Origin of the sequence: Labrenzia sp. 5N, from assembly GCF_012395805.1 — a bacterium.
GTDB classification, from domain to species: domain Bacteria; phylum Pseudomonadota; class Alphaproteobacteria; order Rhizobiales; family Stappiaceae; genus Roseibium; species Roseibium algicola.
Genome location: NZ_JAAZTM010000019.1, coordinates 82,250 through 94,492, shown reverse-complemented (window position 1 = coordinate 94,492; position 12,243 = coordinate 82,250). Strand labels below are relative to the sequence as shown.

Below are 12,243 nucleotides of genomic sequence, written 5' to 3'. Positions count from 1 at the left end.
CTTCAGTCCTTGACGCCGGCAACGCTCATGAGCGTGAACAGCCCCGTTGCGACATGCACCTGTTCGCCGTCATCCAGTCCGTAGACATCTGCCTTGGCTATGGTCAGCGTTCGTCCCGGTTTGACAACCCGTCCACGCGCAAGAAGCACCGACTGTTTCGCCGGATTGAGCAGGTTGATCTTGTATTCGCTGGTCAACACCCCGAAGCCGGCAGAAAACAGCGTCAGAGCTGCATAGCCTGCCGCACTGTCCGCAATGGAAGACGTCGCACCGGCATGAAAAAAGCCGTGTTGCTGTGTCAGTTCCGGAAGCATCGTCAATTCCAGATCGACCGCGCCGGGCGAGACGTGAACCATCTTCGCCCCCAGATAGGTCATGAATTTCTGCGCGGCAAAACTGGCCCGGACACGGGGTTCCCAGTTTTCGTCTCGAGGCGAAAGATCCATCATTTGTCCTCCGAGGTCGTAACGGCGCCAGACAGTTGGTTCGGGCCTGTTTCAAGCTCGACCATGCGGGCTTTTGCACCGGCCTCGACATCGTCGAGTTCAACCAGGGTCAATTCGATATCGCGCTGTTTTTCGAGAAGTTCTGCCCGGCGTGCGGCGATCCTGTCGAGGAGGAGCCGCAGCTGGCCGGTTTCACCGGGCGCACTGCCGTACATCTCGATCATTTCCTTGATTTCGTTCAGGGAAAATCCGAGACGCTTGCCGCGAAGGATCAATTTGATGCGGGTACGATCACCAGGTGTGTAAAGGCGTTGACGACCCCGGCGCGTCGGCGACACCAGCCCCTGCGCTTCGTAGAACCGCAGGGTTCGGGTGGTAATGTCGAACTCCTGCGTCAGCTGGGTGATGGTGTAATAACGCTGCATGCCCGCTCCTTGTTGGAGCGCACAGTTCCGTCTTTTTACGTTAAAGTCAACACGTCTATTTTAAAGCTTATATTTCATGAACTTGAGCAATCAGGATTTCAGATTATCCAAGCTCTTATCTGGATGAAGGACATTCAGATCGACATCGCCGGAAATGCCTTTGATCGTGCCCCGGTCATGGTACTGCCAGAGCGACCAGTCTGACACATAGCCGGGAGAATGCCAGATCGACTGCGTCCAGAGACGGCGGTTCAGCCCCTTGCCCTTCAGATAGTCCAGATAGAAGTCCTCCGGCACATAAAGGATGACCTGCTTGCCGCGCCCCTGCTCGACCAGAGCAACGAAATCACTGATTTCCTGCAGCACTTCCTCGGCCGGCGGACGGCGCGCGCAGTTCCCGGTGAATTCCAGATCCACCACCGGCGCCAGCATGTCGCTGTCCTGAGGCAGAACCGACAGGAAGTTATGCGCCTGCTCGCGGCCGGATTTGCACAAACTGAAGAAATGATAGGCACCACGCGCCAGACCAGCGCCTCCTGCTCCGGCCCAGTTGCGGGCAAAGGCACGGTCCTTGAAGTCTCCGCCTTCAGTTGCCTTCATGTAGACGAAGGCAATATCGTCCGCCGCCACCTGCGCCCAGTCGATATCACCCTGGTGGTGCGAAATATCGATGCCGCGGATCGTGTATTGGTTCCGGTCAGGCTCCCAGTTCATGAAGAAAAACGCCGCTCCGACAATCGAAATCACCCCGCCGACGGCAACGTAGAACAATGTCCGCAGGACCGCTTGCAAGAAATTCATTGCGCCACCCGTTATGACTTTCAAACGCCGTCACCCTGCCGCAAAACTGTTAAGAATCACGATAGGTAATTCGGCCAGAGCGGGGCTGCCGCCAGCTCCAGGACATTGCCGTCCGGGTCGTTGAAATAAAGGCTGGTGCCTCCTGCCGGCCATACGACCTCGCTGACAATTTCCACTCCCATCTCGCCCAGGTGAGCCCGCCAGGGTTCCAGTTGGTCGGACCCAATGCGAAACGCGAAATGACTGTGCCCCGACGTATCGTGCCCGGGAACGATACCTCCCGGCGTCTCAACGTCTTCCCCGGTATGGCCGCGATGAAACACCAGAAGGGCCTGCGCGGGGCCGGCATCATAGGCAAACAGCCTTTCTCCAGCGACCATGCGCTTCAATCCCAGGATTTCGGAGTAAAAGGAGTGAGCCGTCTCCATGTCGTCGACATAAACGGCGGTTTCCAGGATGCCATCAAGCTTCGGCCGCATGTTCTTAATTCTCCGCGTGAGACAGGTCGGCCTTTCTTAACACCCATCCGCCGGGAATTTCAGGTTACCCGGCAAGGTTTTCTTTCAAATCGCCATCGCCAATTGGAATTGTCGTGTGACGGCTGCATTCCGCACAGAGGTGATCGCCCGTTATTGCGTCAAATCGGGAAGTTCCGTGCGTGCATGACCGGCTTGAATTCCGTTACGGTATATTCCGCAACGCCCGACAACTTGAACGGGTCCTTGTTGATCGCCAGATCGACTTCGACACGGTCTGCTGCGCGCGCCAGGATCACACCACCGGTTCGCGGCTGTTTTGGACCGGACGCCAGGAACAGACCGGCCTCATACTGATCCCGCAGGAAGGACCTGTGTTCTTCCGCCAGAGCGTCTATTTCCCGCAGATCAGCAGTGTAGTGAAGATCGATAACAAAGAGGCTCACGAAAGCTCCTTTCCACCAACAGAAAGCCCAAAAAGAGGTCCGGCTCGACCACAAAAGGTCGAACCGGACAATCTGTGTCAGACGACAGTCAGCTTGACGTCAATGTTGTTCCGGGTGGCGTTTGAATAGGGGCAAACCTGGTGTGCCATGGCAACGAGGTCTTCAGCTACAGCCTTGTCCAAACCCGGCAGGGACACTTCCAGCGCGACCGCCAGACCGAACCCGCCTTCAGAACGCGGACCGATGCCAACCGTCGAGGTGATGGACGTATCAGCCGGGACTGCAATCTTTTCCTGCCCGCCGACGAATTTCATCGCGCCAATAAAGCAGGCTGCATATCCGGCTGCGAACAGCTCTTCCGGGTTATTGCCTTCGCCGCCTGCGCCGCCGAGTTCTTTCGGCGTCGCCAGCTTGACCTTGAAGGATCCGCTCAACGTTTCCGCCGCACCATCGCGGCCGCCGGTGGCCTTTGCCTTGGTTTCATATTTCACATCAACAGCCATCTTCAGGCTCCTTCTCTCAAATAGCAAGTCATTCAGCCATATATATCTCATACGTTTTAATCGTACACGATATAAATTACCCACATATACACACGCTTCCAATTCGTCAACAGTTGCGACCATATCGCGCGCGATTTATAAGGGGCGAATGAGCGAGACCACAAACCAGATGTCCCTGCTGGACGCGATTGGATTTTCCGCGCCGGAAGCGACTGAAAAACAAAAAAAAGACAAGCCGGCAAAAGCCGAAAAGTCTGAGAAGAAACAGCGCAAGAAGGCCGCTGCCAAGCCTGAGGCGGAAACGACTTCCGGCGCTGAAAGCGATGACACACGCGAAGCGGAAATTGACGTTGCCGTCGCCGAGACGCCTGCCAGCCAAGAGATAGCTGATACCGGGGAGACGCCTGACGTTTCTGCGGAAACGCAGGCTGGCGAAGATCCCGGCACCGAGCAGGCCGCATCTGCATCCGCTGCCAATGACCTTGCCAGCGACCAGGACGACGACAGTCAGAAAATCCATGATGGCAGCTTGCCGCTCGACCGGCACTTGTGTTTTGCGCTGTATTCCGCCAACCACGCGATGCACGGCGTCTACAAGGCGTTGCTCAAGGAAGTCGGGCTCACCTACCCGCAGTTCCTGGCCATGACGGTGCTCTGGGAAACCAACAACGTTCCGGTTGGTACCATTACGTCCAAGCTGCAGCTCGACACCAACACGCTGACGCCACTGTTAAAGCGGCTTGAAGCCATGGGGCTGGTAACGCGCACGCGCAACATCAAGGACGAGCGCCAGGTTATCCTGAAACTGACCCGCAAGGGCCGCGCCTTGCAGAAGAAAACGGAACATTTCAGCACCTGCATCATGTCTTCGACCGGACTGAAACTGGAAGAAGTCATCGACCTTCAGGCAAAGGTCATGACGCTTCGGGACAATTTGCGTAAAGCTGGCCTGGAGTGATACCTGGCATTGAGCAGCGGGCAAAATGAGTAGCCATCAAACAGGCTCCGGGAAGTTGCTGCACCAGCACAAATCTCGGGGCCTTTTGTTCTGGCAATAACGGGTCTGCGTAACCTTTTGCAGCGTAACTCAAGTCTTTGTCGGCTGGCATTCCCCTCCATGACGTTGTGTTCGTCGAATTCGACAACAAAACATTCGACAGGAAGCGGCCTTAGTCCAGACATGACCTGCCCGCCGAACCTTTGAACCAGGGCTATTCCACTCCTTGTCAGGTGTGTTTGCCTTTAGTGACCCACATTCACGACCTCCGCGGCATCATTTTTCCGTCAGCAATGCCTGCCGCAGCGTCCTCGTCAGGACAGCTTCCGCCTCGCCCTCATCCCAGCCGCAGTCCTGTGTCAACAGACCCCAGGCCTGCACACTGAACGACGCCCAGAGAAATTCTGAAGCCGACTTCGCTGTCCAGACGGATTGCAGCGCACCGTCGCGTTCCAGCGATCCGGTCAACACAAGCAACCATTGCCTCAGTTCCGACATCCGGTCTTCCCACGCCGCCGATGCGTCCGCATCGGTCGTTCGCAGGCGGATAAGATCCGAGGCAACAGGGTAGATTTCCTTCACGAAGCCGATCCAGACGGCAACAGTAGCATCCAGCCGTTCATGCGGCTGTGGCCTGTCAAAGGCTGCAAACAGTTTTGCCCGTATGTCGAGACGTTCATCAGCCCGCCGGACGAGCGCCAGGATCAGCCCCCCACGCGAACCAAAATGATCATAGACGGATTGCCGGCTGATTTTTGCGGCCTTGGCGATTTCCGCCAGCGACACGTCCGCTCCCCGCTGCGAGATGAGCGTCCAGGCACTATCGAGAATTTCCGCGCGCGTGCGCTGCACTCTGGCTTGACTTGACACGTGTAAATTTTCCTGCAATTTGACACGTGTAAAGTTATGGAGAAGCCTCATGGACGTCAAGCAACAGTCAGCCCAATTCGTAACCTGGTACGGCCCGGGAACCGACGGCACCAGCCCGACGGAAAGCCAATGGACGCAGATCCTCAGCCGGGCGAACGACAAACCCGTAACCCTGATCAATTTCTTCAAGCTGAATGCCGCCGCGACATATGCGGACGGAACGACGGGCCAGACGGGCCAGGAAGCCTTTGCCAGTTATGCGGCTGCAAGCATGCCGGCCATGGAGCGGGCTGGTGGACGGTTCCTTTATGTCGGACCGTTTCAGGGCATGTTCCTGGGGCAGGACGAGGATTGGGATCTGGTCGCTATCGGCGCCTATCCCGATTTAACCGCGTTGATCGCACTCTATTCGGACAGCGCCTATCGCGAGGCCTTCCATCACCGCACGGCCGCATGTCTGCGACAGAAGGTTCTGATTTGCGGTGACTGACCTTTAAACGAGGCCTGCCGATTGGAGGCTAGAACGGCAGGCCGAACCAAAGCGCCGCGATGCCGAGAAAGGCGAAGAAACCGACCACATCTGTCACCGTCGTCACGAAGACACTCGAGGCGATCGCCGGATCGACGTTCATCTTGTCGAGTGCGATCGGGATCAGAAGGCCGGAGAGACCCGCGAACAGCAGATTGATCACGATCGCACCGCCAATCACCACGCCGAGCCCCGGACTGCCAAACCACATCCAGGCGGTCACCCCGATTAGGATGGCCAGGGCAACGCCATTGAACACACTCACCAGAATTTCACGGTTGAGAACGCGCAAAAGATTGCGCGCACCCAGTTCCTGGGTGGCAATACCACGCACGGCAACGGTCATCGTCTGGGTGCCGGCGTTGCCCCCCATGGAAGCGACGATCGGCATCAGCACCGCCAGCGCCACCATGGCCTCGATCGTGTCCTCGAACAGCGCAATCACCACCGAGGCAAGCACGGCGGTGCCAAGGTTGACGACCAGCCAGGTCAGCCGCGAGCGCGCAATGGTCATCACATTATCGGAAATCTCTTCATCACCGACACCGGCCAGGGCACGCAGGTCTTCTTCCGCTTCTTCCTGGATGACGTCGACGATGTCATCAACCGTCAAAACACCGACCAGACGGTCATTCTCGTCGACAACGGCGGATGAAACGAGGTTGTAGCGCTCAAACCGGCGGGCGACCTCTTCCTGATCTTCCGTCGCGAGCACCGCCTGGCGGGTCTCCTCCATGATGGAAGTGACCTTCTCGTCCCGCTTGGTGCGCAGGATCTTGTCCAGGTGAACGGACCCGAGCAGTTTGAACGTCGGATCGACCACGTAGATTTCGTAGAAGCTGTCCGGAAGGTCGCGGGCCTCGCGCATGTAGTCGATCGTCTGACCGATGGTCCAGAACGGGGCAACCGCAATGAATTCGGTCTGCATGCGCCGGCCGGCGCTTTCTTCCGGATAATCCAGAGCCTTTTGCAGCTGGGCCCTGTCCGCATAGGGCAGTTCTTCCAGAATAGCAGCCTGGTCGTCCTCATCGAGGTCTTCCAGAATGTAGACCGCATCATCCGAATCGAGCTCGCCCAGACCTTCGGCAATGACTTCCGTCGGCAGGTCTTCCAGAACCTGTAGACGCACCGCCTCATCGATCTCGGTCAGCGCGGTATAGTCGAAGTCCTCGCCCAGAAGCCGGATGAAGGACGCCCGATCCTCCGGATCCAGCGTCTCGAGAAGGTCACCGGTGTCAGCTTCGTGAAGATCAGCGGCAAGGTGCCTCAAGCCATCCTGATCGTTCGCCTCGATTGCCGCTTCAACAGCCGCAATGAACTCGCGATTGAGATGCTCATCCTCGTCGCGCACCGGAATGTCGGGAACGGGAGAGGCGGTGACATCAAGCTCGGATGCTTCACTCATCTGGCGCCTCCCCTCAAAACGCAACGAACTCTTCCGGCGAAAGGCACCGGACACTCCTCTCCAGATCTAGCGTTTGCGGCGGCAAAGCGCCACCGGAAAAGCGAAACCGGTCCACAGACTTAACTCCGAAATGCCGATCTGGTTCAAAAGCCTGCCAACTTTCCTTGAAGTCCTTCAACGCCTCTCGGGGCCGCTGCACCCCTTGTCCGCTGCAACGCTTCGCAAGTGATCAAGATAGTCACGCGTATCCTGTGGCAGAATGGCCTCGTCATCGGATATGCATCGCTCCGCACGGCGGAATGCGCGGCGTGCTCTTTCGCTGGCAAGACACACTCTGCCTGCAGCCAGCACCTCCTGCTCGACATACCAAAGCTGCTGGCACGTCATCGCGCCAAACCTGCCCGGATCAACGGCAGGATAAACGGAAAGTGACTGCGCAAATGCCGCTGGCGACACAAATGCAAGTGCCAGCCACACGAGAACGAACCTGGTCCGGAGGGCTTTCAGTCGCTCCGCAATGCCCTGTCTCACACCTTCACGCATGGGCGGGAAGCTGCCGATTGGTTGGCGCTGTGTCCGACGTGAGCGCGAGCGCATAGAGCAGCGCAAGCGTGACGCCATAGCGGAACGATGAATAGAGGCTGCCGGCCAAGACCATGAGCAGCGTGCTGTTCGGCATTGCGGGAAGGACGTAGGTAAAAAACAGGATTGCCGAGACGGCAGTCAAGGCGACGCAGACCAGATACGCTTTCCAGGCAATCAGCGGACGAAACACCACAAGAAACAGCACGACGATCATCGCAGCCCCTTCCGCGCTCGTCACGAGAAGTTTCCAGAGCCCCGGCTCGCTCAAGAGACGCGACAAGAAGCTGCCCCATAAAGCGCCACTCGGCACAGTGACAAGCCAGAAATCCTTTACGGCGTAAATTTCGGGGAAGAGCTGTATCAGCAACAGGCAGATGACGAGCGTCAGAATCATGCCGCGGATCACCCAGCGCCAATCCGGCCTTGCGATATCGGACATGTCATCCCTCCCGTGTTTTCTCAATGACGGACAACAACACGACAAAGCGTCATCAAGAGCCCTTCAGAACCGCTTCCACAGCCAGTGCGGACACTCGCCGCAAAGTTCGCATCACTCGACCTCGCACTCCGGCGGCCGCGTATCCATGGTCCAATCCTGCACAGGCAGGGCACCGAGTGAAGTCTTGAAGTTCTTCCCGTTCAGGACTCCCTTGCCTGTCAGAAGGTTGACGTCACACTGCCCGTTCGCATCCGGATCCAGCGTATCGTAGTAGGAATAGGTGTATCCGGCGACCCGGAAGACGCCGTTACGATAGGCAATGATCAGGACCTGTTCCCAACGGTTGCGTCCGACAGCCGAATTTTCCGAATAGATTTTCAACGAACCGTGTTCGGTTGCTTCCATCCAGGGCTCCTGGCCGTACGTGCCCCCACGCCACACCATGTCTTTCGCATGGGCAACCTGTTTCCAGCCCTCTCCTGCGTCCGTAAAGACGTAGAGATCGGCGCCTTCTTCCGTTTCAACGAGGATTGCGCGAAAGCGATTGATATCGCCGTCGACGGGAGACGTGACTGCACCGGCAATGGCACCGGCCGGGACCATTGCCTCCTGCACTTTCTCTTGTTCTTGCGCCTGAAGCGGACCTGCGAGCAAGCTCAGGCTCATCATTGCGGCACAGGACGAAGTACTGATGGAACGGAAATTGAACACGTGCGGCTTCCTTCGATTTCGCATGAATGTGCCGGACCGGTTTTTGCCAGTAGCCCGCTGAGGCTGTTCCATGCAGAAAAGCACATCGCAACAAACCCAAAAAGCCGGTATCTGAATTTTCCCAGAGCAATCAGGTATTTTGCGGGCAGTGCGGAAAAGCAAAAAGGCCGCCCGGAGGGGCAGCCTTTTGAGGAAGCATCGGTAGAAATGCTTCGAATATGGTGCGGTCGAGAAACGCCTGACAACGTTCGCCGGACTGTTCAGAGCCTAACACCAGATGATGATAAATACTTGAAACGATTAACTTTCATCCTCACTCGTTTATCAGAGCCTTTCAGGACTCAACATAGCAGCACACCCTCTCCTGTGGGGTTAGCTGTGGGGTCAGGAGAGAACCGGGATGAAAAACAAACTTACGGCTACCGCGATCAAGAACTCCAAAGAGGGAAGGCTCTACGACGGCGGCGGCCTGATGATGATCAATCGGCCGCACGGGTTCCGCACCGCATTTCGCACTTGGGTACAGGACAATGACGTCTGCTCATTCGAAGTGGCTGAAACAATCCTCAACCACAAGGTTGGATCCACGGTTGAGAGATCCTATGCCAGATCCGATCTGCGTGATCGCCGCGCTCCCGTAATGGAAGCCTGAGCGAGCTATGTTACGAAACGAGTTGGGAATGTCATTTCACCTCGGAGGGCGTGACCCAGACCAAACGTATACTACAGAGCGGCTTCTCCAAAGACACAAAGCGCTGCGATGATTGTGTGCGTCAATGGAATTTCACGTGCGGCCCAATTTAGTGATGGTTTACCAGCATTTGGAAGGATGAGACGCCCTGTGTACTTTAGCGCAGCGCTACTTGCGAACTAACCCCTGATTGATTGAGTGCCTTGAAAGCAAGGAATAATTGCGTCATTTTTTTTTAAAATGATTCACCAGCCGCGAGATTAAGGGCCCAAATGGCATATTTAGAAGATGTTTTCGTAACCGAAGGCGTACCTGAATTCACCTTTGTGAGGCCACCAAATTACACCGCACTGCTCGTCGATCTGCGACGCCAAGGCAAACCGGTCGTCGTCGAAGGGCAATCTGGCACAGGGAAGACGACAACGGTCAAGAAGGCGTTGGCGGAAATCTTTCCCGAGGACACTCCGAAACTCTTAACTCCGCGCGAGCCCAAGGATCTCCCGATCATCGAGGCTATCAACTTGGAGGCAGGTGAAGAAACATACGTCGTCGACGATTTTCACAGACTCGACAAGGAAACGAAAGAACGACTTGCAAATCTCGCTAAGGTAATCGCCGAACGGGACAACCGTGATGGATTGCCAAAGCTCGTCATAATAGGAATAAACAACGTAGGATCAGATCTTATTCAGCTAGTCCCTGACATTGCGAAACGCATGGGAATTCACCGCATCGCCCCAGGTACTCCTGCCGTGATCAACGAGATGATCGAACTTGGCAGTAATCTTCTAAATGTTGAGATAGTAGAGAAAGAAACCATAGTTGAAGACAGTAGGGGCGACTACTGGCTCACCCAGCAGATCTGCAAAACCATCTGTATCTCGGCGGGTATCGATCAAACTCAAGAACAACAACGACAAATCGACTGGGAGCCGGTTGAGATCAAGACGCAAGTCGTGGAGACGCTTCACCACAACTATGATCCAGCGGTCCGCGAATTCTGCCGCGGACGACGTTTCCGTCCCACAAACGATCCTTACTACAAGCTGCTGCGCGCAGTATCGGAACAAGACCGATCGAATGTCGACCTTACGGAACTTGCGAATGCACGCCAGGACATCAAGGGTAGCATCAACAATGTTAAAGACCATCGGCTGAAAGTTCTCCTTGAACAAAAAGAAGCCTGCGCACGCTTGTTTTACTATGACGCAGACACCAAGAACTTCGCCATCGAAGACCCTGCTCTTTTTTATTACGTAAAGAATCTAAACTGGGAAGATCTACGCCAACGATGCGGTTTCCGTGACGATCCGCGAGACTTTGAATGGGATATTGCAATTTCCTTCGCGGGTGAAAACAGATCCCTTGCAGACTTCATCGGCCAGCAACTCCGAGATCTCGATATATCAGTCTTTTACGACCGTAATTACGAAGACAATTATCTGGGAGGACTTTGGTCACAACAGTTCTCGGACATTTTTGCCGAGAAGTCACGTCTAGTTGTTGCAATCCTCGATCTGCACCACAAGGAAAAGGTTTGGCCAACGTTCGAGCGAGATTGTTTTACCCGAAGAGTCCCGGCGGCTGAGGTAATCCCAATCTTTCTCGACAAGACGGTATTCCCAGGAATCCCTACTGATCTAGTTTCGATCCATTTCATATTCGAGGGCGATTGTACTACGCAGGAAGATGAGATCATTGATGATATAGTTTTGCGCATCGCGAGCAAGCTCGACAGTCTGTGACGCTAAAACTGGTCTATCAGATGGTATGGGTCGTGTGCGCGACCAAAGCAAGGAATGGACTTAAGTTTCGCGCCTTCGCACGGATGAATTGAAGCATTCCTCTAACACAGCCTTCACAGAGTGCGTCAATTAGCCGATTTTGACACGTCCTACAGTGCAGTCTGATGGACGCGTCTTATTCCAGAATTCAATCAGTTTGACTCTAATCTCGGGGTAGTGCTTTTCAACACACCGCACTATGGGTCGCCAATTACCCGACCCGTCAATAAAACCACCGGTCTCTAAGTTGAATATTGCGGAGTCGCCGCCCCTTGTTACGTGAAAGTGCGGTGGAGGATGCTCGTTTGAAAAAACCTCGTACCTTAAACCCGATTGTGTCTCAACAAGATGCTTCTCAAGTATCAGCTGTAATTCGCACACAAGACTATAGTGAAGCTGCTTTATTTCATCGGCAGGAATTTTTACGATAGCGTCCATAAACAACCAAGCAAACAGGATCCATGACTACAGAAATTCATAGATCAAATGAAGACACTTCGCCACCCGTGTAGGAACACATACCCGTCCGCTCCGAGGTCTTTGAAGGTGATAAGGAGCCCCCTTCGGTTGCCGATACTCAATGCTGGGTATATGAAAAAAGTTTAATCGCTAAAATTAACATGATCCCCGTCAGCCACCGGTAGTTTCTAGCACCGCCCTCCGTTGATACGTACGGGCGCACTATGGACAGCGAAGATATCCGTCGGGCGTTACGCACCTTCACATCCCAACGATTACTATTGCGGACCGGTCCCGTCGGGCACGAATCAGCCTGCGCGCTTTCTATACCTTCCTGAACTGCGAGACTGAAGAAATCGGGTCTCGTCGACTTATCGCCCTGGCAGATGCGTAAGACGTATCTCTCGAAGACATGCTGGACTGCTCTACGTTCGACTTCGCTATGGCAAAGAGAGCGATGATAGAACTGGCAGAAGAGCACGGCGGGCGTCTTAGGAGGTCGAACTTCCCAGCCGCGACCAATATTTCTGTCCGGTCCCTTTTTCACACGATGGTCTCTGGTCAAACGATATTTTGGCACTGACACCACTGACGAGCGAAGAACAGCTACTGCTCTGCAACTCCCGTCTAGCCATAGCAGCGAACAGCTGACAGTCCTTCACCTACACCAATTATC

The 12,243-nt window shown here is 55.2% G+C and carries 16 protein-coding genes; 4 read left to right on the top strand and 12 right to left on the bottom strand.

The genetic code is table 11. From position 1 onward, the window contains the following. Positions 1–2: 2 nt before the first annotated feature. The 6 genes from HEP89_RS20375 to HEP89_RS20350 all read right to left on the bottom strand — a co-directional run bounded on the left by HEP89_RS20375 (position 3) and on the right by HEP89_RS20350 (position 3,097). Positions 3–446: a PaaI family thioesterase gene (locus HEP89_RS20375; protein ID WP_168692950.1), complete on the bottom strand. Its 444-nt coding sequence runs from the start codon at positions 444–446 to the stop codon at positions 3–5. Further along, the gene (locus HEP89_RS20370) at positions 446–871 is read right to left on the bottom strand and encodes a MerR family DNA-binding transcriptional regulator (RefSeq protein WP_077292709.1); all 426 of its coding nucleotides are present in this window, start codon (positions 869–871) and stop codon (positions 446–448) included. Before HEP89_RS20370 ends, HEP89_RS20375 begins: the two co-directional genes overlap by 1 nt. Positions 872–961: 90 nt before the next feature. Next, positions 962–1,672 (bottom strand): GH25 family lysozyme, encoded by a 711-nt coding sequence (locus HEP89_RS20365; RefSeq protein WP_077292708.1) that lies wholly within the window; start codon positions 1,670–1,672, stop codon positions 962–964. 56 nt (positions 1,673–1,728) lie between these two features. Continuing rightward, positions 1,729–2,151 carry a VOC family protein gene (locus HEP89_RS20360; protein ID WP_077292707.1) on the bottom strand — a complete coding sequence of 141 codons (423 nt, stop codon included), beginning with the start codon at positions 2,149–2,151 and terminating at the stop codon, positions 1,729–1,731. Between the two features lie 158 nt (positions 2,152–2,309). Continuing rightward, positions 2,310–2,594, bottom strand: coding sequence for a YciI family protein (locus HEP89_RS20355; protein ID WP_077292706.1), 285 nt, complete (start codon positions 2,592–2,594; stop codon positions 2,310–2,312). 77 nt (positions 2,595–2,671) lie between these two features. Continuing rightward, positions 2,672–3,097: an organic hydroperoxide resistance protein gene (locus HEP89_RS20350; RefSeq protein WP_077292705.1), complete on the bottom strand. Its 426-nt coding sequence runs from the start codon at positions 3,095–3,097 to the stop codon at positions 2,672–2,674. 148 nt (positions 3,098–3,245) lie between these two features. Between HEP89_RS20350 and HEP89_RS29915 the strand changes: the two genes are divergently transcribed. Further along, the gene (locus HEP89_RS29915; RefSeq protein ID WP_168692925.1) at positions 3,246–4,055 is read left to right on the top strand and encodes a MarR family transcriptional regulator; all 810 of its coding nucleotides are present in this window, start codon (positions 3,246–3,248) and stop codon (positions 4,053–4,055) included. Between the two features lie 315 nt (positions 4,056–4,370). Here HEP89_RS29915 and HEP89_RS20340 read toward each other — a convergent pair whose 3' ends face one another. Beyond that, entirely contained in the window at positions 4,371–4,964 is a 594-nt protein-coding gene (locus HEP89_RS20340; RefSeq protein WP_167579596.1) for a TetR/AcrR family transcriptional regulator, read from the bottom strand. A 49-nt stretch (positions 4,965–5,013) separates the two neighbouring features. Between HEP89_RS20340 and HEP89_RS20335 the strand changes: the two genes are divergently transcribed. Then, a complete protein-coding gene (locus tag HEP89_RS20335) occupies positions 5,014–5,454 on the top strand; it encodes a DUF1330 domain-containing protein (protein WP_077292702.1) in 441 nt (146 codons plus the stop codon). 28 nt (positions 5,455–5,482) lie between these two features. Here HEP89_RS20335 and mgtE read toward each other — a convergent pair whose 3' ends face one another. From mgtE to HEP89_RS20315, 4 genes are all read right to left on the bottom strand, one after another. Further along, positions 5,483–6,898 carry a magnesium transporter gene (gene mgtE, locus HEP89_RS20330; protein ID WP_055654668.1) on the bottom strand — a complete coding sequence of 472 codons (1,416 nt, stop codon included), beginning with the start codon at positions 6,896–6,898 and terminating at the stop codon, positions 5,483–5,485. A 174-nt stretch (positions 6,899–7,072) separates the two neighbouring features. Next, positions 7,073–7,441: a hypothetical protein gene (locus HEP89_RS20325; protein WP_075282978.1), complete on the bottom strand. Its 369-nt coding sequence runs from the start codon at positions 7,439–7,441 to the stop codon at positions 7,073–7,075. Next, positions 7,434–7,922 carry a hypothetical protein gene (locus HEP89_RS20320; protein ID WP_062488588.1) on the bottom strand — a complete coding sequence of 163 codons (489 nt, stop codon included), beginning with the start codon at positions 7,920–7,922 and terminating at the stop codon, positions 7,434–7,436. Before HEP89_RS20320 ends, HEP89_RS20325 begins: the two co-directional genes overlap by 8 nt. A gap of 111 nt (positions 7,923–8,033) precedes the next feature. Next, a complete protein-coding gene (locus HEP89_RS20315; RefSeq protein ID WP_168692924.1) occupies positions 8,034–8,633 on the bottom strand; it encodes a hypothetical protein in 600 nt (199 codons plus the stop codon). Positions 8,634–9,033: 400 nt separating this feature from the next. Here HEP89_RS20315 and HEP89_RS20310 point away from each other — a divergent pair, with 400 nt between their 5' ends. Both HEP89_RS20310 and HEP89_RS20305 read left to right on the top strand, forming a co-directional pair. Then, on the top strand, positions 9,034–9,285 hold the full coding sequence (locus tag HEP89_RS20310) for a hypothetical protein (protein ID WP_209014783.1): 252 nt from the start codon (positions 9,034–9,036) through the stop codon (positions 9,283–9,285). A 311-nt stretch (positions 9,286–9,596) separates the two neighbouring features. Continuing rightward, positions 9,597–11,069: a hypothetical protein gene (locus HEP89_RS20305; protein ID WP_168692923.1), complete on the top strand. Its 1,473-nt coding sequence runs from the start codon at positions 9,597–9,599 to the stop codon at positions 11,067–11,069. A 129-nt stretch (positions 11,070–11,198) separates the two neighbouring features. On the opposite strand, the gene HEP89_RS29990 is transcribed toward HEP89_RS20305, so the two are convergent. Then, positions 11,199–11,546 carry a DUF4160 domain-containing protein gene (locus tag HEP89_RS29990; RefSeq protein ID WP_168692922.1) on the bottom strand — a complete coding sequence of 116 codons (348 nt, stop codon included), beginning with the start codon at positions 11,544–11,546 and terminating at the stop codon, positions 11,199–11,201. Positions 11,547–12,243 lie beyond the last annotated feature (697 nt).